This window comes from Vibrio makurazakiensis (assembly GCF_050337375.1).
GTDB lineage: Bacteria > Pseudomonadota > Gammaproteobacteria > Enterobacterales > Vibrionaceae > Vibrio > Vibrio makurazakiensis.
The window spans coordinates 1-20862 of record NZ_JAKJSW010000064.1; the positions used below are offsets into that span (position 1 = coordinate 1).

23 protein-coding genes are annotated in these 20862 nt (G+C 42.3%); 9 read left to right on the forward strand and 14 right to left on the reverse strand.

Annotation, left to right across the window (positions count from 1 at the left end; translation table 11 throughout):
• The first annotated feature begins 65 nt into the window (after nucleotides 1-65).
• Complete coding sequence (locus L4C33_RS09455; RefSeq protein ID WP_428812189.1) at nucleotides 66-563, forward strand: DUF2867 domain-containing protein; 498 nt, start codon at nucleotides 66-68, stop codon at nucleotides 561-563.
• A gap of 10 nt (nucleotides 564-573) precedes the next feature.
• On the opposite strand, the gene L4C33_RS09460 is transcribed toward L4C33_RS09455, so the two are convergent.
• The 3 genes from L4C33_RS09460 to L4C33_RS09470 form a co-directional block, all read right to left on the reverse strand.
• Nucleotides 574-1095, reverse strand: coding sequence for a MerR family transcriptional regulator (locus L4C33_RS09460; protein ID WP_428812190.1), 522 nt, complete (start codon nucleotides 1093-1095; stop codon nucleotides 574-576).
• A 32-nt stretch (nucleotides 1096-1127) separates the two neighbouring features.
• Entirely contained in the window at nucleotides 1128-2051 is a 924-nt protein-coding gene (locus tag L4C33_RS09465; RefSeq protein WP_428812191.1) for a DMT family transporter, read from the reverse strand.
• Nucleotides 2052-2120: 69 nt separating this feature from the next.
• A complete protein-coding gene (locus L4C33_RS09470; RefSeq protein WP_428812192.1) occupies nucleotides 2121-2465 on the reverse strand; it encodes a winged helix-turn-helix transcriptional regulator in 345 nt (114 codons plus the stop codon).
• A 105-nt stretch (nucleotides 2466-2570) separates the two neighbouring features.
• On the opposite strand from L4C33_RS09470, the gene L4C33_RS09475 reads away from it, so the two are divergent.
• A complete protein-coding gene (locus L4C33_RS09475; RefSeq protein WP_428812193.1) occupies nucleotides 2571-3338 on the forward strand; it encodes an SDR family NAD(P)-dependent oxidoreductase in 768 nt (255 codons plus the stop codon).
• 132 nt (nucleotides 3339-3470) lie between these two features.
• A complete protein-coding gene (locus L4C33_RS09480; RefSeq protein ID WP_428812210.1) occupies nucleotides 3471-4124 on the forward strand; it encodes a cupin domain-containing protein in 654 nt (217 codons plus the stop codon).
• Nucleotides 4125-4226: 102 nt separating this feature from the next.
• Here the strand turns inward: L4C33_RS09480 and L4C33_RS09485 are convergent, their stop codons facing one another.
• A complete protein-coding gene (locus L4C33_RS09485) occupies nucleotides 4227-4865 on the reverse strand; it encodes an NAD(P)-dependent oxidoreductase (RefSeq protein WP_428812194.1) in 639 nt (212 codons plus the stop codon).
• A gap of 135 nt (nucleotides 4866-5000) precedes the next feature.
• Here L4C33_RS09485 and L4C33_RS09490 point away from each other — a divergent pair, with 135 nt between their 5' ends.
• On the forward strand, nucleotides 5001-5906 hold the full coding sequence (locus tag L4C33_RS09490; protein WP_428812195.1) for a LysR family transcriptional regulator: 906 nt from the start codon (nucleotides 5001-5003) through the stop codon (nucleotides 5904-5906).
• A gap of 83 nt (nucleotides 5907-5989) precedes the next feature.
• A complete protein-coding gene (locus L4C33_RS09495) occupies nucleotides 5990-6124 on the forward strand; it encodes a hypothetical protein (RefSeq protein ID WP_428812196.1) in 135 nt (44 codons plus the stop codon).
• A 154-nt stretch (nucleotides 6125-6278) separates the two neighbouring features.
• Here L4C33_RS09495 and L4C33_RS09500 read toward each other — a convergent pair whose 3' ends face one another.
• Nucleotides 6279-6896 carry a glutaredoxin domain-containing protein gene (locus L4C33_RS09500; protein WP_428812197.1) on the reverse strand — a complete coding sequence of 206 codons (618 nt, stop codon included), beginning with the start codon at nucleotides 6894-6896 and terminating at the stop codon, nucleotides 6279-6281.
• 54 nt (nucleotides 6897-6950) lie between these two features.
• A complete protein-coding gene (locus tag L4C33_RS09505) occupies nucleotides 6951-7838 on the reverse strand; it encodes a DMT family transporter (protein WP_428812198.1) in 888 nt (295 codons plus the stop codon).
• A 231-nt stretch (nucleotides 7839-8069) separates the two neighbouring features.
• Here L4C33_RS09505 and L4C33_RS09510 point away from each other — a divergent pair, with 231 nt between their 5' ends.
• The gene (locus L4C33_RS09510; protein ID WP_428812199.1) at nucleotides 8070-9068 is read left to right on the forward strand and encodes a succinylglutamate desuccinylase/aspartoacylase family protein; all 999 of its coding nucleotides are present in this window, start codon (nucleotides 8070-8072) and stop codon (nucleotides 9066-9068) included.
• A 106-nt stretch (nucleotides 9069-9174) separates the two neighbouring features.
• Here L4C33_RS09510 and L4C33_RS09515 read toward each other — a convergent pair whose 3' ends face one another.
• The 6 genes from L4C33_RS09515 to L4C33_RS09540 form a co-directional block, all read right to left on the reverse strand.
• Nucleotides 9175-10104, reverse strand: coding sequence for a porin (locus tag L4C33_RS09515; RefSeq protein ID WP_428812200.1), 930 nt, complete (start codon nucleotides 10102-10104; stop codon nucleotides 9175-9177).
• Between the two features lie 206 nt (nucleotides 10105-10310).
• A complete protein-coding gene (locus L4C33_RS09520; protein WP_428812201.1) occupies nucleotides 10311-11039 on the reverse strand; it encodes a DsbA family protein in 729 nt (242 codons plus the stop codon).
• Nucleotides 11040-11070: 31 nt separating this feature from the next.
• On the reverse strand, nucleotides 11071-11808 hold the full coding sequence (locus tag L4C33_RS09525; RefSeq protein ID WP_428812202.1) for a thioredoxin domain-containing protein: 738 nt from the start codon (nucleotides 11806-11808) through the stop codon (nucleotides 11071-11073).
• Between the two features lie 13 nt (nucleotides 11809-11821).
• Nucleotides 11822-12382 (reverse strand): protein disulfide oxidoreductase, encoded by a 561-nt coding sequence (locus tag L4C33_RS09530; RefSeq protein ID WP_428812203.1) that lies wholly within the window; start codon nucleotides 12380-12382, stop codon nucleotides 11822-11824.
• Nucleotides 12375-14450 (reverse strand): protein-disulfide reductase DsbD family protein, encoded by a 2076-nt coding sequence (locus tag L4C33_RS09535; RefSeq protein WP_428812211.1) that lies wholly within the window; start codon nucleotides 14448-14450, stop codon nucleotides 12375-12377. Before L4C33_RS09535 ends, L4C33_RS09530 begins: the two co-directional genes overlap by 8 nt.
• A gap of 639 nt (nucleotides 14451-15089) precedes the next feature.
• Nucleotides 15090-16862: a putative bifunctional diguanylate cyclase/phosphodiesterase gene (locus L4C33_RS09540; protein WP_428812204.1), complete on the reverse strand. Its 1773-nt coding sequence runs from the start codon at nucleotides 16860-16862 to the stop codon at nucleotides 15090-15092.
• Nucleotides 16863-17436: 574 nt separating this feature from the next.
• Between L4C33_RS09540 and L4C33_RS09545 the strand changes: the two genes are divergently transcribed.
• Entirely contained in the window at nucleotides 17437-18501 is a 1065-nt protein-coding gene (locus tag L4C33_RS09545) for a porin (RefSeq protein ID WP_428812205.1), read from the forward strand.
• 122 nt (nucleotides 18502-18623) lie between these two features.
• Here the strand turns inward: L4C33_RS09545 and ohr are convergent, their stop codons facing one another.
• Nucleotides 18624-19046: an organic hydroperoxide reductase Ohr gene (gene ohr, locus L4C33_RS09550; protein ID WP_428812206.1), complete on the reverse strand. Its 423-nt coding sequence runs from the start codon at nucleotides 19044-19046 to the stop codon at nucleotides 18624-18626.
• A gap of 118 nt (nucleotides 19047-19164) precedes the next feature.
• Here ohr and ohrR point away from each other — a divergent pair, with 118 nt between their 5' ends.
• The gene (gene ohrR / locus L4C33_RS09555) at nucleotides 19165-19635 is read left to right on the forward strand and encodes a transcriptional regulator OhrR (RefSeq protein WP_428812207.1); all 471 of its coding nucleotides are present in this window, start codon (nucleotides 19165-19167) and stop codon (nucleotides 19633-19635) included.
• Between the two features lie 115 nt (nucleotides 19636-19750).
• On the forward strand, nucleotides 19751-20365 hold the full coding sequence (locus L4C33_RS09560) for a fumarylacetoacetate hydrolase family protein (RefSeq protein ID WP_428812208.1): 615 nt from the start codon (nucleotides 19751-19753) through the stop codon (nucleotides 20363-20365).
• Between the two features lie 41 nt (nucleotides 20366-20406).
• Here L4C33_RS09560 and L4C33_RS09565 read toward each other — a convergent pair whose 3' ends face one another.
• Complete coding sequence (locus L4C33_RS09565; protein ID WP_428812209.1) at nucleotides 20407-20727, reverse strand: AzlD domain-containing protein; 321 nt, start codon at nucleotides 20725-20727, stop codon at nucleotides 20407-20409.
• Nucleotides 20728-20862 lie beyond the last annotated feature (135 nt).

Genomic DNA, 20862 nt, shown 5'->3' on the forward strand with positions numbered 1-20862 from the left:
GACTCACATTCCTAAGTTCCATACAGTGGTTATTCATTTTTGTATCGATTAATCAGTGAGGCTTCATGGTAAAACAAAGGGAATTTCCAACCGATATACTTATCAATGGTAAAGAGTCGACAGATTACTATCGAGATTCATTTTCGGTGCAGGTGAATCGTAACGAATTAAGCTCTGTTGATGTCTATCATGCTATTTTTGGTTACATGCCAAAGCCTGTTCAAGTCGCAATGGATATTCGTAACGTCGTGATGACGCGGTTAGGGTTTAAAGGGGCGACATCAAATATGTCATTACCTTTAGATGAGATCAAAGAGGGCGAGAAAGCTGGATTTCTTACGTTTGAGCTTGTATCGGAAAAGGAAGTGGTTACCTCTTCAAGCGAAAAGAACATGGACTTATGGTTATCTGTTGCTAAGTTATCAGATGATGAATTTGCTGTGTCGACACTGGTCAATTTGAAAACGCGCTCAGGAAAAATTTATATGTCGTTTATTAAACCTTTCCATAAAGTTGTCGCCACTTATTCAATAAGAAGCGCGTTAAAGTCCGGAAGAATATAGAGCATAGGGGTCATTCCAAGCACCATGTTCGAATTGTTTTAATCTCATTTGAGTCGATGTTTAATGATTCCAAAAATTCCTGGTGCGCCGAAGGCTCTCGTTGCTCAAACTGTTTATGCCAGTTCTGCATGTCTTTGTCATCCATACCCGAAGCAACCATGATTTCTACCCATTTATCTTTCGTCATGTTTTCATTGGCCAACAATTGAGGCTTTTCTAACAGTGTTAAAATTGCTTTTTGTTGTTGCCTTAGGCGTTGGATTTCTACTTCTAGAGCGTTGAATTGCCCCTGTAGGATAGACTCTTGGCAAGCACTGTCCTGCGTTTCGAGTAGAGATGCGATTTCAGTTATTGGCATTCCATAAGAGCGGTATGAAATGATGGATTCCAGTCGCTTAGATTCATTATCACCATACCAACGGTAACCATTATCAGACCGTGATGCTGGGGCAAGTAGACCTGCTCGCTCGTAGTACAGAACTGTCGTGCGAGATATATTATGTTTATTGGCTATCTGGGTTACAGTCAACATGGTTGGCGCCTTAAATTTAGATCGGTAAGTATTTAAGCTTTTGTCTTTTTGGCTAAAACGCTATTCAAGTATGGAAGAAAACTGCTCGCAATAATAACAGCGACCCCAATCAATGCTAATTGGTTTGGCATTTCGGAAAATAGCCAGTATCCAAGGATCACAGAATAAATCATCTGCGAGTATTCAACGTTAGAAACCACATTGGCTTCGCCCCACTTATACGCGGTAACACCAAACCATTGCGCGATAGAAGAAACAACACCGACTAGCATGAGTAATGCTAACTCATAAACGTTTGGCCATTGCCACGCCACTATGCTTGGTATTAGTGTCACCACGCCAACAAAGACAGCTTGATAAGTTAAAACCACGGTTTTGGACTCGACAGCAGATAACTTTCTTACACAAATGGCTGCAGTCGCTGCACCTATACTCGCGACAATTCCAGTCATGATATAGAAGCTAGACCCAGTATCAAAGGTTGGTTGTACGACCATCAATACCCCGACAAAGCCTATCGCGATGGTTAATAGCCTAATGCGCCCGACGGCTTCCGTTAAAGCCACTCGTGAAATAATAGCCACGAAGAGTACTTTTAAAAAACCTAACGCTGTTGCATCTGCAAATGGGATATTGCTGACGGTCAGAAAGCCAAGATATAAGGCAATAAAAGCCCCAGAGACTCGTAATAAGTGAACTGGCACCATCTTGGGTGACATCAATGAATCAACATTTCTGATGATGGCAGGGGTTAACAGCACGATGAAGATAAGCTGTCGAAATAGCAGTATCTGGAACGCATCGATGGTTTCGCTTAGCAAGCGAACCATGACGCCGACAACAATGAACAAGGCATTGGAAATGAGAGCGAGCCCGATGCCTTTCGCGCTGTCAGGTAATTGCGACCAGTAATCAGCAAGAGGGTGAGATGAGTTGCTTGGTTGTATGTGTGCCATGGGGAAACCTCAGTATTAATTGAGGTTGAAGTCTAGGCCCTACACCTATAGACGGGTCAACGAAGTATCTTATTTACCGATTTGATCGATTTCTGTTTGTAGGCTTTCTAATTGATCGAGGATTAACAAAAACTTTTGGCCAAAAGGCGTGACTTTGTATTCCACTCTAGGTGGTATTTCATTGAACATTTGTTTGTCTAATATCCCGAACTCAACGTTTCGCTTTAAGCATTCGTTGAGTACTTTGGTGGATAGCCCTTCAACAGAACGAACCATTTCACCAGGTCTATTGATACCATTGGCCAACAATTGATAGACGGTCAATGACCATTTACAGCCATAGATTGTCTCGACCATACGAGCAGAACGCTCTGGTGCAGACTTACGTGAAAAAAAGTTTTCCTGATTTTTCATAAAGATGTACCAATAAGTACCTACCTAACCGATTTGTACTTACTATTCATAGTGTTAGTTCAAGGCCTAAGATTACCACGTTCACATAGCTTAGGAGATAACAAAATGAACTTCACTAAAAATGGCATGGCGGTAATTATTGGTGGCACGAGCGGTATGGGTTTTGAAACGGCAAAGCAGTTAGTCGCGCAAAATAAATCGGTGTTGATCGTTGGGAATAACAGCACTAAGTTAGATAACGCAGTGTCTGAGCTGCAAGGTTTGGGTAACGCTTCGGGTTGGCAAGCAAACTTGTATGACGACGCGAGCGTAGCTCGCCTTATTGATCACTTAGAAACTTTAGATGAAGGCATTGGTTATTTGGTCAATGCTGCGGGTTACTTTAATCCCAAAGCATTTTTTGAACACCAAGAGTCAGATTACGATCAGTATATGCAGTTAAATAAAGCAACATTTTTTATTACTCAAGCGGTCGCTAAACTCATGATGCGATCGGGCGGAGGTAGCATTGTTAATGTAGGTTCTATGTGGGCAAAACAAGCGATTAAAGCGACGCCGTCTTCTGCTTACTCAATGGCAAAAGCTGGATTACACTCATTGACTCAGCACATGGCAATGGAACTAGCCGACAGCCATATACGTGTAAATGCGGTATCACCGGCAGTCGTAAAAACGCCAATTTATGAGTCTTTTATTGCACCTGAAGAAGTTGACCAAGCATTAGAAGGTTTTAATGATTTCCATCCAATTGGACGAGTGGGGTTACCAAAAGACATTGCTAATAGCATTTGCTTCTTACTTTCTGATAATGCTGATTGGGTCACTGGAGCTATTTGGGATGTCGATGGTGGCGTACTTGCTGGGCGCAATTAAACGCCATGCCGGAATAGTAGCTTAAAGATGAAGAACAAATGAAAGCGCAATTACGAATGAAGGTGAGGTGCTCTCATTTTCACGTAGAATAAAAGACAGCAAAACAATAATAAAATTGAGTAAGGTTAGATGATGCTAAACATGGATTTTTCAAAAAGACTGGTGATTGAAACTGAATCGTTAGAGTGGACTGCTAGCCCTGCTAAAGGGGTTTGGCGTAAACCATTAGAGCGTGAAGCAAAAGAATCAGGGCATACAACCAGTGTTGTTAAATACGATCCAGCATCGTCTTTCTCTGAACATCCGCACCCGAAAGGTGAAGAGATCTTTGTCTTAGAGGGCGTTTTTTCAGATGAAACGGGAGACTTTCCTGCTGGGACTTATATCCGTAACCCACCGGGGAGTGCTCACTCACCATCCAGCGAGAATGGCTGCTCAATTTTAGTGAAGCTGAATCAGTTCGACGACCGAGATTTAACTCAAGTTCGCGTTAATACTCGTGAAGCGGCGTGGTTACCCGGTATTGGAGGCTTGCAAGTCATGCCACTGCATGAATTCGAACATGAGCACGTTGCCTTAGTTAAATGGCCTGTTGGTGAGCGCTTCCAGCCACATCGCCATTTTGGTGGTGAAGAAATCTTTGTTCTTTCTGGGACATTTAAAGACGAGCATGGCGAGTACCCTAAGCATACATGGATGCGTAGCCCGCACATGAGTGAACACTTCCCGTTTGTCGATGAAGAAACGATTATTCTGGTAAAAACCGGGCATCTACCGCTGGTGTGATTGGTAAACCAAAGTAGAAAGCCACGATAGGTAAGTATCGTGGCTTTCTGTGTTTCTACTTATTGGCTTTAGGTATTAGCATTACAGGGTAATATTGGCTACCTAGTAAGCGACACCAATACGCTGACGGGGAAACTTACCAGCTTCTAATTCATCAATCATAGCTATCGCATAGTCGCCCACTGAAATCTTACTATTTCCGTCAGAATCTGTGAGTAATTGATCGCCGCCAGTTCGATATTGCGACAAAGTTTCACCGGGGAATATTTCAGCAGCAGGGCTCACGAACGTCCAATTTGAATTGCTGTCAGACTGTTTGAATACCTTTAACGCCTCGCCCTGTGCTAACGCTTCATTTTTGTAATCTTCTGGGAACTCAGGAACGGAAACCAATGTAACGTTTGGAGCGACTTCTAAAGAGCCTGCACCACCCACCCAAAGTAGACGTTCTACGTTGATTGTCGGCAGAATGTTTAAAAGCTTCTCCGCAGTTTTACCGACAATATCGTGATTACCTAAAGCTCGCCCACCGATAGAAGCAATGACCGCATCAACATTTGCGAGTGCGTCAGTGAGGTTTGCTTCTTCATCTTGTAGGTCAACAGTACGAACTTCGACATCTGTTAATTCTAATCGGCTTGGATCTCTTACAACGGCGACCACTTCGTGGCCACGAGATTTAGCTTCAATTGCGATATGATTACCAATCCAACCTGACGCGCCTAATACTGCAATTTTCATAGTGTTTCTCCAATTGTGTAAGTCTGTTTTTCGACAACAATTGCAGTCTAATAGCTAACCTCTACGCGATAAATATCAAGATATGATGTAGATTGTATCGCTATAAGTTACTAATTATGTTGGGTGGGAGTTGGAATGGATAAGTTAACCGCGATGAAAAGTTTTGTTGAAGTAGCCAACTGTTCCAGCTTTACTCAGGCTGCTGAACATTTGGATATGAGCCGATTACAAGTTTCGCGGCATGTTCAGGAAATAGAGTCCTGGCTGAAACAGCGTTTATTGCATAGAACGACTCGAAAGGTCAGCCTAACCGCCGCAGGTGAAGAGGCACTAAAGCGTTGTGAAAAAATACTCCATGAAACTGCAGAGCTAGAAGTTACCGCTCTGAATACAACAGAGCATTTATCTGGAACTATTCGCATCGCAGCGCCGATTGGTTTAACGCAAAATATGTTGCTCGATGTTGTCGAACAATTTACCGATTTACACCCAAACATTACCGTTGAACTGTTTGCATCTGACCATTTTACTCAGCTGGTGGATGAAAGAATTGATATAGCTCTTCGCTATACGGATAAGCCTGACGATAGCCTCATTGCGCGTAAGTTAATGGAAATAGATTCTGTGGTGTGCGCCTCTAAAGAATACTTGGTGCGGTTCGGAGAGCCTTTACATATTGAAGATCTTCAAAATCACAATTGTTTACGCCATTTGGGTACTAGTGAGTGGGGGTTCGTTAAAGATAACCAACATCGTTCAATAGAGGTCAAAGGTAGCATAAAGGCAAATGATGTCGGTGTAATAGTTCGAGCTGCTCAGCATGGAAAGGGGATAGCTCGGTTACCGTGTGACTTAGCAAATCCATTGATTGAGAGTGGAGTTCTTCAACCTATATTACGAGACTTTTCCGTCCCGAACAGTGCACTTTGGGCTGTGTATTTATCACGCAGCTACCAGCTTCCAGTTGTACGTCAATTTATCGATTTCATTGCAGAAAAGTGGTTTGAAGATATCAGAGTTAAAGAGGTGAAATGCAACTAAAGTGTGACCTGTGTCTTGTTTTTGGCGTAATTAAGCGTATAGTCCGCCCCTGAAAACGCTAACAATATTTTGTGGAGATTATCATGGGTTACGAATTAGGTAATGCTTACCTTGGTCAAATTTTGGCTAAAAACATGATGCACGAAGCGCTATACGGCAAGCCAAAACCAAAGAAAGTGTCATTCTTTAAAAGAGTGATGAAAAAACTGGCGAAGTAATACCTTAAAGCTAGGCTGATGAAGTCGCCAATTGGTATCAAGCTGTAGATGTAAATGGAATTTAAAACAAAGCCCTTAAGAGCGATCTTAAGGGCTTTGTTTGTTTTTGGATGGAACCAAAACCTATGGACTATGAATCTATAGCAACGTTTTATTAACCGGCATTTTGGTTCGATAAATCGACAACGTTATCTGGAATAGAGTCGAGTCCGTTTTCTTTCATCCACGCGGCTAAGTTGTCTGCCCCGCCAATGTACTTACCTTCAAGCCATATTTGAGGAACTGTCACAGGTGTCTTCTCACCAATGTGTGCTTTAACTTCAGGTATCATTCGATACAGCGCGGCGCTGTCTTTAACGACGTCGTGGTACTGATATTCTATGCCTGCTTCGTCCAACATATGTTTGGCTTTAACACAAAATGGGCAAGTGGCTTTTCCATAAACGATATTGCCTTTTAAGGTATCGCGAGTTGTCCACTCTTTGATGACTGATTGAATCAATACACCTCGGTTTAGCGCTTCCCCTTGGCTAACCACTTTACCTTCAACGACCAATATTGGAGCATGCCATGCGCCCATTTTTAGTGGCTCCCACCAATGAGATAACCAATCTTTTACTTCAAGCTCTATTGCTACGTCAGAAAGTTCGTTATCAAAGGTATCCTGAAGAATATCCTTAGTGAGAGTACATTCGCCACAAGGAATATTTACTTTGAATGGTCCCCAGCTTCCGCCCCAACGATATAAAGTAATTTTGATTGGTTTTGTCATAAGTTCTGCCTCAATTCTGCTCTCTTAAATAAAAAGAACGGATCGTGTGGGTATTTATTTCAATTTTTTGGATTTTTTTGTTTCCCATTGGGTAATAAAAGCAACAGATGCAACAATAATTGCAGCGCCAAGCCACAGTCTACCTGGCGGAACCCAACTGAAAACCACCCAGCCAGCTAACACATTTAATGGTAGTTTAGCGTGGTCAAAAGGTTGTACGAAAGAAGCATCTGCAACCGAGTAGGCTTTGACTATCGCCCATTGTGCTAGAGCAGTCATACAACCCGCGGCGATCAAGACTAGCCAAATGTTCATCCCTGTCGGTGTTTCCCAGTCTGGTGCTGCAAGTAGAATATTGAATGGAGTGATCAGTAATAACAGGTACACCACCATAGTTGACGGCCCATCGCTTGAAGATAAACGCTTTACCATTAATGAGTAACATGCCCAGAAAAATGCCGCGCCTACCGGTAGTAGAGTTGCCCAGCTAAAGTTTTCTGACCAGGGTTCTAGGATTATCATTGCCCCAACAAAACCTGCCAATGTTGCACCCCAACGAGCCACTCCGACCTTTTCTTTAAGGAATAAGCCAGAGCCAATGGTTGCAAATAACGGAGAAGTCATGAGCAGTGCAATACCTTGCCAAATTGGTACAGGGTAAGCTAACGCCCATAGCCAAAGTTGAATGCCAATAACCGATAAGAACACGCGCAGAATGTGTTGTTTAAGATTGTTGGTTCGCAACGATTTGCGAATGCCAAGTGTTCTTAGGTAAGGCAGGATCACAACAAGTGCTATTGCGTATTGAATAAAAGCAACAGTCGTTGATGACAATCCGTAGTTGATGCTAGCGATTTGCGCCAAGCTATTTACGATAGCGAAAGCAAGCCCAGCAGTGAGCATCCAGCTTGCGCCTTGCACTGGGTGGTGTGGCTGATTCATAGAGTATTAAGTTCAATAACAGGTGAGTAGGCAAATCATACGTCTAATCATTCGTTAAGCCAATCATGTTTACTTGGTTAACTTATTCAAAACATTGGAACAAACAGAAGTTTCATTAGGTATTCCCCTCATTTACTCTGATGAGACTCGGCTAGCGCAAAAATGCTCTAGCTCTTGTTTAGGTGAGGAGATCCTCTATGATGCAAGAGCCTCAATCAGATGGAGAAGTAAATGGCGACCGAATATTTAGAAGACGTGCTGCAAGGTCGTCGTGTGATCCAATCTTTAGACGTTGAAGACTTACCGGTTGGTGAGCATCAATTTTGGTTTCAAGTCGCCAGTGATGGTTTAGGCCAGCCGAAAAATATGCCCGTTTCTGTCTTCAAAGGAGATGAGAGCGGCCCTAAATTAATGATAACGGCTGGTATTCATGGAGATGAACTGAATGGTGTATTAGCTGCGCAGCAAATTGTTCGTGATTTGGTTGGAGTAAAGCTGCACGGAACCGTGACGATTGTTCCTACTGTGAATTTACCCGGCTTGTTGAATCATAGCCGAGACTTTGTTTCTTCAGACCCTGGTTCATGCCCTGCCAACCTAAATCGCTTTTTCCCCGGAAACCCAGAAGGGACAGCGGCGGAACGTTTTGTAGCTTCATTATGGCAACGTTTACTTAAACCAAATGCGACTTTTGCCGTCGACCTGCATACACAAACTCGCGGTGCGGTTTATCCTCTTTACGTTTTTGCTGATTATCGAGAACCGCAGTGTTTAGAGCTCGCACGTTTATTCGAGCCTGATTGTGTATTGAACGATCCAGGAGACCCAGGGATCTTAGAAACCGTTTGGAACCGTTCTGGAATACCAAGTGTTACGGTTGAAGTTGGTATGGGTAAATTTACTCAAGTCGATATGATCCAACGTGCTGTTGATGGCGTGCTGAGAATCCTTAAGTTCTACGAAATGCTTGACGGTGAGCAATCGCTCCCGGAAATGAAAGGTGTTGAAGGCAGTAAAGTTGTTTCAGTTCGTGCGGATATTGGTGGTTTTATTCTGCCTCAGGTCGAGTTACTACAAACTGTTGAAGAAGGCGATTTACTCGCAATTCAATACGACGCATTTGGAGATGAGAATAAGCGCTACTTCGCGCCTTCAGCTGGCCGAGTTCTGAGTTATAACGTGGATGCTTTGCGTGAACCCGGAGCATTAGTGACGCGTTTAATCAGCTAACCCTCTTTGTTATATCATCTAAATATCGTTTTCATGAATGCAAAGACAATAAGGCCGAGTTAAACAACTCGGCCTAAAGCTCATTTTCGTCAATAGTTTCTAGTGATTAGAAATCGTAACGGATACCAGCTTGTAGTTGGTCATCGGTATTGTCTAGCTGTTCAAATTTGTAACCCGCGTAAGTGCGAATATGACCGTTGAACTTGTAAACAGCTTCAATTGCGAAATTGTTTGCTTCTTCAGTATTGGTGTCGTCATTCTCTTGGAAGTTGTAAACGCCAACCAGTGAAAGCTGTTTGTTTGCTTTGAATTTTGCAGAAAATTCGTAACCAGTAATGTCTTCTTTAGCGACTTTACCTTTAGTGTAAAGGCCACCAACAGTGAAAGCATCCATTGAGTATTGAGCAACAAGGTTGATTTGGTCATCATCGTCACTGCCGTTCTCTTGAGATACATAGCCAGCACCGAAGTCTAGCCCCATATCTAATGAGTACATGCCCGCGATACCAAAGCTGTTTGCATCAATTTCGTCTGCAGCAATGTAGTTCACTTTTACAGTCAGTGCATCGAAAGAACCTGAGTATAAAAAGTTGTTTTCACGTTTGTCTTTGTTGCCCGAGACGATGTCAGCAGCATCTGCACCGAAAGTCGCCATAGTATCTGTAACGTCCGTTAGCATTACTTGAGCAGAGTCTTGCTTACCGTAAGAGAACTCACCAATGTCTGTACCTAAACCTGCGAAGAAGTAGCGGTTAGAAATGTCTGAAGCGTCGTCTAGTTCAGCTTCGTATTTACCAAAACCGTATAAGCCGTCAGAAACTTGAGTTTTACCTTTAAGGTTTACTCGAGCTCGAGACTTGTCTTTGAAGTTGCTGGTTGAACCTGCCACTTCGTTTTCATCTGAAACGTTGAAGCGCGCTTCTGCACGTCCGCCAACAGACAGTGTTGTACCATCGTTGTCGTAAACAGTTGCTGCTAAAGCTGAACCCGATACCAATGCTGACAGAATTGCAGTTGTGATTGCTGCTATTTTCATTTTTATACCCTATATAAAATCAATGAGCTTCATGCTCGAAATGTTTGATGAGGGTAAGATAGGCTTTATAAATGAAAGATTGATTTCTGTTTGGTGACGCTTAGGTGTTGTTTTCGTTTCACTTATATTACTGAAACGAAAAGGGAAGACCTCTGTCTTCCCTTGTTATTAACGATTTGAATAGGATTTGTACAACGAAGAGTTATCTATTTAGCAAATTCTTCGTCAACAATATCTTTTAGTTTTTCATAAGGAACAAAGCCTGGAATTAGCTGATCGCCAACTAGCATCCCCGGTGTCCCACGAAGCCCCATAGCAGTAAATACTTGGTAGTTTTGTGCCATGATCGCGTTTTGTTCGTCACCAGTCTTTAGCCATTGCTCTGTTTTGGTTTTACGGGCTACGGCTTCTAAAGATTGTTTATTATGAATGCCACCTTTCGCTACAAGTAGGCGGTTCACTTCTTCAAATGACTCAGGGTCGTTTTTCCACACATTAAGCGCATACATGGCTGAGTTAGTGTCTAAGCCAGAAATTATTTGTTGCTTGAATGACAGGTAGATATTAACGATTTTCAGATCGCTATTTTCTTCAGCTAACTGAGTAAGAACGACATCCAGTTTTTTACAGTAAGGGCAGTTGTAATCAGTAAAGTTGATGATCACTGATTTACCATTTGGGTTACCTGTAATGGAATGGTCAGGATTGTTGTACAACCAGTCGTGGCTTTGTGCTTTTACATTTTCAAGTTGTGCTAGGCCTTCGGTATATTTACCTAAGCTTTCATGTAGGTTGCCGATAACCGATGGATTTGCACGAAGCAATTCGTTGATCTCAATAAGCTGTTGCTCTTGCGTTTCATTTAGAGATGCTGCAGAGACAAATGACGAAGCGAATGTGGCAGCTATCATGGTTGTAATGATGAGTTTTTTCACGTTGAATCCTTATTTTAATCTTTGTTAAGGCTTAGCCTGCTGCATTGATTTCTGAGGCTAAGCGATTTTTTAATCGGTCGTAGGGTAGGTAGCCGGGGATAATCGTGTCACCGATCATCATTGCCGGAGTACCTTGTAGCCCTAGCTCATGGAAAGTATCCATATTATTTTTTACGACGTTTCTAACTTGTTCTGTTGCGTGTAACTGGTTAACGGTGTCGGTTTTTTTTGCAATTGAATTCAACGACTTTTCTGAGTGCCCTGTGTTCTTTGCAAACAAGTACTTATTGACTTCATTAAAATGTTCCGGTGCTTGCTCCCATACCGTTAAAGCATAGAGCGTCGCATTAGTATCCAATTTATCGAACTCACCTTTTTGCTTCAATGGGGTAAGTACGGTAACGACTTTCAGTTCAGGGAAGTCTTCAGTTAGCTTAACCAATAATGGGTCGAGCCTTTTGCAATAAGGGCAATCATAATCAGTAAAGTTGAATAAGACGGCTTTTCCTTCTGGGTTACCTATGAAAGGCAACGCGTCGTTGTTTTCTAGCCATTCATGGCTTTTCTTTTGAATATCTTCAAATTGAGTAACCTTAGATATATAGGTGTTCAAACTCTTATAAAGAGGTTCAATGACATCTGGATTTTCTTCTAATAGCTTAGATACTTCGTCTATTTTCTGTTGCTGCTCTACATCAAGTGCAGAGGCATGAGCCAATGATGAAGTTAGGGCGGTGCTAATCGCCACCCATAGTAGTAATGCTTTCATGTATAACTCTGCGTTAGATAAATAGAGTTCTCAACCAAAGTCCCCAAGGTGTGGTGACTCCAGTTGAAGTGTGTTTAATCTGTCCATCTTTTATGATCACGATGGTAGGAGTCACACTGATATTCCAATCTCGGCTAATTTGACCTGACGAGTCATTCAAAACCGGAAAGTCATAGTCTTTAGCCGTAAGAAACCTGCGTACTCGCTCATCATCGCCTGATGACAGCGCAACGGAAACGACTTGGTGGCTATCAGAGAACCAATTAATCGTTGGGCTAACAAACTTACACGCTGTGCACCATGTAGCCCAAAAATAGACAATGACTGGCTCACCAGATTGGCTCAGTGCGAGAACATCAATGTCCTCGCCTTGTACTGAAATGCCTGATATTTGTGGGGCGTCGCCCTCTGGCATATCTGAGCTGTAATAGAAGTCCATCGCATAAGACACAACCCCAACGATGAGCAGCATTGAAACGAGTTCTTTTCCCCATCGTTTGAGACGAGACGGCTTTTTCAATGGTTCAGGAGTCACGGTAGTATCTTGATTGTTATTCATTTGCTCATTATTCATTAGTGCCCTTAGCAACCTTTATCGCGTCCATCACCGTTTCACTGTTTAAGATAACTGGCAGTGGGATACCTTGTTGATAATTAGGGCCGTAGACAATGTTAAACGGCACCCCATAGCGCCCATTACTTTGCAGGTAGTCGGTCACTTTTTGGTTTGGCGTTGTCCAGTCACCTTCCATCAAAATCATATCTTCTGCTTGTAAGCCGCTGTACACCGGATCTTGCAGAATCACGCCAATCTTGTTGGCTTTACAGGTAATGCACCAGTCTGCAGTCACATTCACAAAAACGGTTTTTCCTTGAGCGACGAATTCCGGAATTGCATTTGCATCAAGCGGTTGCCAGTTTAAATCATCAACAATTGGAGTTGCCCAACTGTCGGCCGTTAAACTTCCTGCTATTAAACCGCCACCAAATGCCACCGTTGATATTGCTAATACTGGGACCATAACTTTACGACCAAGTTTCACGCCAATCCAAATCAATACGGTGATCAAAATGGTTGTGGTCATAAGTAATGCTGGGAACTTGCCAATGAATGGCATTAGTAAACTACTAAGCCATAAGCTCGTTGCTAGCATCATTAGGCCGAAAAATAGCTTAACCTTAAACATCCATGCACCAGGTTTTGGTAAGAATCGTATTAGGCTTGGGAACAATGCAAATGTTAACCAAGGGGCGCTCATACCAAGTCCAAGTGCGATAAAGATGGCCCATAGTTCCTGATAGCTTGCACCAAATGCGTAAGCTACTGCCGTCCCCAGGAACGGTGCACTACACGGTGTTGCAAGTAATGTCGCGAACATGCCTTGTATAAAGTGACCAGAGTGAGAGTCGTTTCCTTTCGTCGCCATCCAAGTATTCATACTTGAAGGTAATTGAAACTCGAAAAGCCCGAGTAAGTTGGTCGCGAAAACCAATGTGATGATCAGCATAAATGCGATAAACCACGCATTTTGGAATTGAATACCCCAACCGATCGCGTTACCACCCAGTTTTAAAACAGAAATGCCAGCAGCAAGTAGTGCGAACGAGGTTACGATGCCAGAGGCTGATGCAACGAAAGATCCTCGGATGTGTTTAGTCGATGCGTCTTGGTTGGCAACCATGCTGTTAAGCTTCATACCCAATACAGGTAATACACAAGGCATGATATTTAGAATTAGGCCACCCAGTAATGCAAAGCCAACCATCGCGAGAAAGCTGGTATCGTTTGATTGATAGCTAATTGGTGTTGAACCGATTTGACCAGTCAGTTCAGTGGCGAATGTTTCGTCAGAGATAGTAATAGTGATATTACGCTGGGTAAGGTCGGTCTCACCAAGCCAATTGCTGACATCAAAAATAGCGGTAAGTGTGCCGTTGTCTTTGATGATTTTTGGTTGGGCAAAGAACTCATCTACGACTTCATCACCATCAATAAGAATTTGTGGGTTGTTCCATTCTTTTTGATTCGTAAACTGCGCGACTAGTTGTTGCTTGCTCTTGTCCCAGAATAGGCCATCAACGGAAACTTGTTTAGATTCCATCGGGGTGCGGCTCATTCCCTGATTGAACACGAACATAGCATCTTCATCTAGCTGCAATGTATTAGGGTCGATAGGTAAATTAATACTGTAATCGGTGATCACACAGATATTTGTACAAGAAGGAAGGCGTAGCCTAGCGTCGAAAACAGCAGGCTTCGTATTGTCTTCAAGCGTGATAGTAATAGGGAAGCTAACTTTAGATTTGTAACCTAAAGTCATCACGCCTAATTGCTCGTAATAGCTTGGTATTGGCCAATGCCATTCTACGGCTTGAATGTTTGATGAAGCAGACCAGTCCCATTCAGGAGCGACACCGCCTTCACCGGGGCTGCGCCAATAAGTCTTCCAGTCGCCATCCAACTCGATATCAAGCACGGCTTCAATAGACTTGTTTTCAAGATCTTGTTGACCCGTGGACATCATTCGTAGTTTTACTGGTGGATGTTCAGGTACGCTGACCCATCCTGTACTTTGAGCGAACGTCAGCGTGGAAAAAGCCAGTAAGCTGAATGCAACTAGGGTTTTGACACATGTAGCAATGCTTGCGCGTGATAGTACCGCGAGCCATGTTTGAATTGTTTTAAACACAAAAATACTCCAAAAATAAATAAAATGGGTGTGGTAACAGCCCGTCTATTTACTCTTGAAAAGTACAGTAGGTAACGTGTAAGCGCTGCTTAGGGACGGTTATATTTTGTAGGAAACTGCGGTTACCGAGTATAGACACCTGAGCGATGTAATATACCATCACGGATATAATGATGTAGGCCGCTAGCCAATCGAGTTTAGGGGAAGCATAGGAAAGGAGCTGACCACTTAGACTGCAAGCTTCATTACTTGAGGTAAGTTGAGTCTGATTATCACTCTTGAATGCTTTTGAGTAGAGAGATTGGAGATGTGTGTCACTGCTGTGACTACTCGATTGTTCAAAGCTATGGATAATTGGATTTTTTTGAGCAGATGAGTATGAAGAGCTCGACGCAATAGTGCTCGCAAGACAGGTAATAATTACCAGCCCTGTAAGGATTATTGACCAAAAGGCATGCCTTTTTTGTTTGGTAGTCGAGTTTTGCAAATTTTGCTCTGCTTCAAATATTATCCAGCTTAGAGTAGTGAAGTTACCACCGACTCACAAGCAAACAAATGTCAGCGCTGTGTCAAAATGTCGTTGAACACACACTATGAGCCACTGCTTAATAGCTGCGTAAAGTCTTCACAGATTAAAGGCTTAGAAAACAAATAGCCTTGGAAGTGGTTACACTCCTCCAATTCCAATAGCTTGAGTTGATCCGCATCTTCAACCCCTTCTGCTATCACTGTTTTGCCCATGTTATGACCTAATTGAATGATAGTACGTACGATCATGTGGTCATCGTGTTCTTTCACGCACTCATCAATGAATGATTTATCTATCTTTAGAACGTCAATCGGAAGCTGTTTGAGGTAGTTGAGAGAAGAGTAGGCAACCCCAAAGTCATCGATAGCGATAGTCACGCCCAACTCTCTCAATTTGTTGCAGCTATCAATAATGTGCTCYGGTTGCTGCATTAGTGTTGTTTCTGTGATTTCGAGTTGAAGTAAGTGAGCGGGTAATGAAGTTTGCTCCAAAATATCAGTGACGGTTTGGTACATATCATCATGAGCGAATTGCACCGTTGATACGTTTACCGATACGCATAACTCGTGACCTAATTGCTGCCAGTGTTTTGCTTGAGTTGCAGCCGTTAGAATGACCCATCGGCCGATGGAAACGATGAGCTTACTCTTTTCAGCTATTTCAATAAATTCGATGGGGGAAATGACACCTAAGTCAGGGTGTTTCCAGCGAATTAGTGCTTCAGCGCCGCAAATCGAATGACTCTTTATGTCGACTTTAGGTTGATAGACGAGGTGCAGTTGTTCAGATTGAAGAGCACTGGCTAATTCACGTTCTACTTGATGTTGACGCACAGTTTCATTGAGCAATTCATTGTCATACCAGCGGACGGTGTTTTTGCCACTTGCTTTTGCCTTTTCGACGGCAGCATCCACGTTTTTACATAGGATCTCAGTGTTTTGCATAGCATCACTTAGTAATGCGATACCGACACTAAAAGTGAGTTTGTAAGAATATTGCCCAAGAACATAAGTTTGGTCTGCAAGGTTGCTCAGGTGATCTTCAATTACGCTAACTTCTTCGAATAGATTTTTGTCTTCCTCAATGAGAAGCATAAACTCATCCCCACTTAAGCGATAAACCGACACCGTAAGAGGGTTAATGTTAAGTAGATAAGACGCGTATTTTTTTAGCAATATGTCGGCGTTGGCGTGCCCTAAACTTTCATTAACTAACTTGAAGTTATCAAGGTCGATTTGTATCAAGGCGTGGTCTTTTTTAGCGTCAGTCTGGAGTGTTTCTAACGCTAAGAAAAAAGCTTTTCTATTTTGTGCTTCCGTTAAAAAATCAGTTAGTGAATCTTTTCGATAGCGGATCATTTGCTTACGAAACTTTTGTTGGTAGTAGGTCATTACAGTCGCGAAAACAGAAATGACAATCAGCTCGATAGCGTCTTCTACAAATTCAGAAAAGTCTTCTTCAGGAAGCTCATATAAATAACTAAGGATAAGTAATAGTGCAGAAGATATTGGCCACATTGAACCAGGGAACACGATCAAATAGGTAAGAGGAATGAGTATGAATACTTCTTCAATGGCATCGAGCTCTAGTGGTTCTAGGTATCCGCCAACCAAAATAACGCCCATCGAAAGAACAGCAGAAAGCTCCTTGATGTTCGAATTTCTATGAAACAAAGCAAGCATCATTGTTATGGGATAGGCCAGGTAAGCAAACCGCATTTCGTGGTGTTCTATGATCAACGTATGGGTAATTAGGGCAACGGAAATCAAGTAAAACGTATAAATCAAGTACTGCATATTGAGTTTGAAATGCGCTCGACTAACGGTTTCTGTCATAGGAGGGTCCTTATACTTCGACCTAATCACTATAGTATTGAGTAACTATTGCTCAACCCTATTGAGTAATTATTAAGACATGCTTCGAACTTCCTAACCTTTTGTATGGATCGACTAAAAACCAAACGAAAAGCGGGATAGTTACCATTACTAATCGTAGTTTATCGATTCCTAATTAGCTTAACTTCAGCCCGGATATGGTGATTAATTAGAGATGAGAAATAGGCTTCCTAGTGTTGCACTATTTTTACATAACCTTTCTTAGATGGACGCGCTGATCATGGCTTTTTGGTTGTGATTATCATGGATTAGTGAGTGAAAATAGCAAATGTAACAAAGTTTGAACTAAATAAAACAAAGTTCAATTGCTATATCTATTTGTATTTTAAGGCTTTATGTTTTTTTTGTTTGGTGTTTTTGTTATTTTATATATTTTAATGCAACTTTTTTAGCTCATTCCCTTAAAGTCCAATTCAGATGTTAAGCGCAGGTAACATTCCCTATATATGTTCAGCTTAGATGCCCTGCCTTAACTAAACACTACAAAGTTACATAATGGACAATGGACTAAAAAATGAATAAAAAACTACTAGCGTTAGCAATCTCTGCTGCTGCATTCGGTTCTCAAGCGGTTGCTGTAGAGTTATACAACCAAGACGGTTCTACATTCTCTATCGGTGGCCATGTTTCTGCAAACATCAATGGCTCTGAAGCTGGAGACACTGACGTAGGTACTAACTCTCCACGTATCAACTTCAATGCAACTCAAGATCTTGGCAATGGCTTCACAGCAGACGCTAAAGGTGAGTGGGCTCTTAACTACCTTGACGGCGGCGACAATGCATTCACAACTCGTCTAGGTTACGTTGGCGTTAGCCACGATGACTTTGGTCGCGCTGTAGCTGGTACACAGTGGGCTCCTTACTACGATGTAGCTGGTGTTGCAGATATGCCAATCGCATTCGCGAATGACTTCATCTACGACAACCACGGTGCTCTAGGTACTGGTCGTGCTGACAAAATGATGAGCTACCGCAATGGTTTTGATTTCGGTGACGCTGGTGCATTGAGCTTTGGTCTAGGTTGGCAGGGTTCTAATGACGACCGCTCAACTGTAGCAGGCGTTCCTGTTTCAGGTAATGATTACAGCGACCGTGTTCAAGCAACGCTAGGTTACGATATCGCGGGCGTTAAATTAGGTTATGCGTTCAATACTGGTGATTACAAACCTGCTTTGTCTTCTAAGTCATCAACTGCTGAATCTCACGTATTCTCTGCAGCATACGGTTCTTACGGTAAAGGTCTTTACCTAGCTGGTGTTTACGCAGCTAACGAAAACATGAACTACCAGAACCCAGTTAATGCTACAGGTCTATTAGAAGAAAGTACTAACTACGAGTTACTTGCTTCTTACGCACTGCAAAATAGCCTGAACTTCATTGTGAACTACGAAACGGTTGAAGGCGAGCTAACTAAAGGTGCAGCGACTGAAACAGCGCGTGAAGAGCTAGCGTTACAAGCTGAATACAACTTCACACCTAAGTTCATCGGTTACACTGGTTACCAATTCGATCTTAAGAGCGAAACTGGTTACACATCTGATGACAAGTGGACTCTAGGTGTTCGTTACTACCTATAAGACCTAGTAATAAATCAGGTCTAGTAGCACTAAATAACATTTAGTCACACGCCAAATATAAAGCCGCCCTCGCTAGAAAGAGAGGGCGGCTTTTTGGTTTTTGAGCACTTTAGGAAAAAGCCTTAAAGTGTTTGGCCGTTTACGTTAACCGCTACATCAATATTGCCACGAACGGCATTTGAGTATGGACAAACTTGATGCGCTACCTTTACTAGCTCAAACGCTTGCTCTTGAGGAAGCTCTAAAGACACCTCTAAACTTGCAGTTAATGCAAAGCCACCTGTTTCGTTTGGCCCGATACCAATTTCAGCACTTACTGGTGCCTCTTTAATCGCAACCTTCATTTCACGCGCTACGTGAAGAATTGCATTTGAAAAGCATGCTGAGTAACCAGCAGCAAAGAGTTGTTCTGGGTTTGTTGCTGCACCTGTTCCTCCCATTTCTTTAGGGTAGCTAAGGTTTACGTTGAGTAGCCCATCATCAGTTTTCACATTACCGTTACGACCTGCAGATGCTGTTGCTTTTGTTTTGTATAATGTAGTCATGTTGTTTACTCACTCTGTGCAATTTAAGTTGTGTGCAATCTAATTGCTAGCAATCATAATTCGATCTTAGGGCTGAATGCAAGTATATTGTGCGCAATTTATTTTTAAGAGGTGTGTGATGAGCTCGTGTCACGTTGAAGAAAACCAAGAACAAAATCATTCAGACGATGAGTTAATCAAACTGGAAAACCAGGTCTGTTTCCCGTTATACAGCGCGGCCAATGCCGTAATTAGAGCATATCGACCATTACTCGATTCGCTCGACTTAACGTATTCTCAGTACCTAGTAATGATGGTGCTTTGGCAAGAAAATGGCATTAATGTGAAAGAGTTAGGGAATAAGCTTAACTTAGACTCGGGGACTTTGACGCCATTACTCAAACGTTTAGAAACCAAAGGAGTGGTGATTAGAAAACGTGGAGAACATGATGAACGGGTTCGAGAATTATTTTTGACAGAGCAGGGTATACAGCTCAAATCGTCAGCAAAAGAAGTCCCTAAAGCGATGCGTTGTAAAATTCAGCTGCCGTTAGAAGAATTACTTGAGTTGAAAAGGCTTTGTGACAAGCTAATGAAAACTCTTGATTAGGAAATAACTTTGAGCGAAAGATCAGATTTTTGATAATTTGCTTAACAATCAGTGACAACAGAGTTAGAGGATCGGTTAAACTCTGCCCTCATTTAAGGAAGCTCAGGGGAAGGCAATGAATTCAGTAATCATGGACGAAAAGAAGTTTACTCCAACGAAAGTACTCTGTATTGGTCGTAATTATCTTGATCACATCCAAGAACTGAATAATGCAATTCCTGAACAAATGGTGGTTTTTAATAAGCCTAATACGAGTGTCACTGCTTCACTTACTGCTTATCACCAAGAGCCTTTACATTACGAAGCTGAAATTTGCTTTTTGGTTGAAAACGGAGAGTATGTCGGCGTTGGTTTAGGGTTAGACCTTACCAAACGAGCACTACAAACTTACCTTAAGGGTAAAGGGCTACCTTGGGAAAGAGCGAAAGGTTTTGATAACTCTGCGGTATTTAGCCGCTTTGTTTCACTAACTGACATCAATATATCAAATCTTCATTTGGAGCTATTTATCAACTGTGTACGTGTTCAAAAAGGGCATGTAGAACAAATGATTTATTCACCAGCCGTTATTCTTAATGAACTGACATCTTACACAACGCTACTAGATGGTGATGTGGTTATGACAGGAACGCCTCAGGGTGTAGGAGAGGTACACAGAGGTGATGTATTTTTGGGACGTTTGAAGTGTGGTGAACAAACCTTGATTGAAATCGAATGGCTTGCTCATTAGTCAGGGTCAGTCCTCAATTAAGCTTACTTAGTTAAACCGTATTAATGGTTTAACCAATATAAATTGAGGAACAAAAAGACCCCCATACTGATAACAGTAGTCAGTAAAACATTTTTTGTCTTCCAAGCTAAAACAGCGGCGAGTAAGGCTGCCCAAAGATACGCATTGTTCATGTTCAACATAAGTTCTCCTTCAGGGAGAAAAACAATGGGGCCCCAAATAGCTGTTAGCACAGCCGGGCTTGAATAAGCGAGTAGCCTTTGAGTTCGTTGACCAAGCTTAATAGGTAACTTAGGTTCTAGAAATAAGTAACGGCTCAGAAACACGACTGCTGTCATTGCGAGGATATAAGCGAAAATCATAGTGGTTTCCCTTGTAAGGTTTCCGTGAGATACCCCACCCCCATTGCTCCCACACTCGCGATAATCAATCCCCCCTCAACGTTAAAATACGCCAAAGTTACCGATAGAATAAGAGCTGAAATAACAGAAGATAGA

What these genes read in the sequence shown, in the direction of transcription:
- L4C33_RS09485 (WP_428812194.1), bottom strand. Translation starts at nt 4,865, where the DNA reads ATGAAAATTGCAGTATTAGGCGCGTCAGGTTGGATTGGTAATCATATC.
- L4C33_RS09525 (WP_428812202.1), bottom strand. Translation starts at nt 11,808, where the DNA reads ATGAAAGCATTACTACTATGGGTGGCGATTAGCACCGCCCTAACTTCA.
- L4C33_RS09460 (WP_428812190.1), bottom strand. Translation starts at nt 1,095, where the DNA reads ATGTTGACTGTAACCCAGATAGCCAATAAACATAATATATCTCGCACG.
- L4C33_RS09470 (WP_428812192.1), bottom strand. Translation starts at nt 2,465, where the DNA reads ATGAAAAATCAGGAAAACTTTTTTTCACGTAAGTCTGCACCAGAGCGT.
- L4C33_RS09475 (WP_428812193.1), top strand. Translation starts at nt 2,571, where the DNA reads ATGAACTTCACTAAAAATGGCATGGCGGTAATTATTGGTGGCACGAGC.
- L4C33_RS09480 (WP_428812210.1), top strand. Translation starts at nt 3,471, where the DNA reads ATGCTAAACATGGATTTTTCAAAAAGACTGGTGATTGAAACTGAATCG.
- L4C33_RS09530 (WP_428812203.1), bottom strand. Translation starts at nt 12,382, where the DNA reads ATGAATAATGAGCAAATGAATAACAATCAAGATACTACCGTGACTCCT.
- L4C33_RS09495 (WP_428812196.1), top strand. Translation starts at nt 5,990, where the DNA reads ATGGGTTACGAATTAGGTAATGCTTACCTTGGTCAAATTTTGGCTAAA.
- L4C33_RS09455 (WP_428812189.1), top strand. Translation starts at nt 66, where the DNA reads ATGGTAAAACAAAGGGAATTTCCAACCGATATACTTATCAATGGTAAA.
- L4C33_RS09490 (WP_428812195.1), top strand. Translation starts at nt 5,001, where the DNA reads ATGGATAAGTTAACCGCGATGAAAAGTTTTGTTGAAGTAGCCAACTGT.
- L4C33_RS09465 (WP_428812191.1), bottom strand. Translation starts at nt 2,051, where the DNA reads ATGGCACACATACAACCAAGCAACTCATCTCACCCTCTTGCTGATTAC.
- L4C33_RS09500 (WP_428812197.1), bottom strand. Translation starts at nt 6,896, where the DNA reads ATGACAAAACCAATCAAAATTACTTTATATCGTTGGGGCGGAAGCTGG.
- L4C33_RS09545 (WP_428812205.1), top strand. Translation starts at nt 17,437, where the DNA reads ATGAATAAAAAACTACTAGCGTTAGCAATCTCTGCTGCTGCATTCGGT.
- ohrR (WP_428812207.1), top strand. Translation starts at nt 19,165, where the DNA reads ATGAGCTCGTGTCACGTTGAAGAAAACCAAGAACAAAATCATTCAGAC.
- L4C33_RS09515 (WP_428812200.1), bottom strand. Translation starts at nt 10,104, where the DNA reads ATGAAAATAGCAGCAATCACAACTGCAATTCTGTCAGCATTGGTATCG.
- ohr (WP_428812206.1), bottom strand. Translation starts at nt 19,046, where the DNA reads ATGACTACATTATACAAAACAAAAGCAACAGCATCTGCAGGTCGTAAC.
- L4C33_RS09565 (WP_428812209.1), bottom strand. Translation starts at nt 20,727, where the DNA reads ATGATTTTCGCTTATATCCTCGCAATGACAGCAGTCGTGTTTCTGAGC.
- L4C33_RS09510 (WP_428812199.1), top strand. Translation starts at nt 8,070, where the DNA reads ATGGCGACCGAATATTTAGAAGACGTGCTGCAAGGTCGTCGTGTGATC.
- L4C33_RS09505 (WP_428812198.1), bottom strand. Translation starts at nt 7,838, where the DNA reads ATGAATCAGCCACACCACCCAGTGCAAGGCGCAAGCTGGATGCTCACT.
- L4C33_RS09560 (WP_428812208.1), top strand. Translation starts at nt 19,751, where the DNA reads ATGAATTCAGTAATCATGGACGAAAAGAAGTTTACTCCAACGAAAGTA.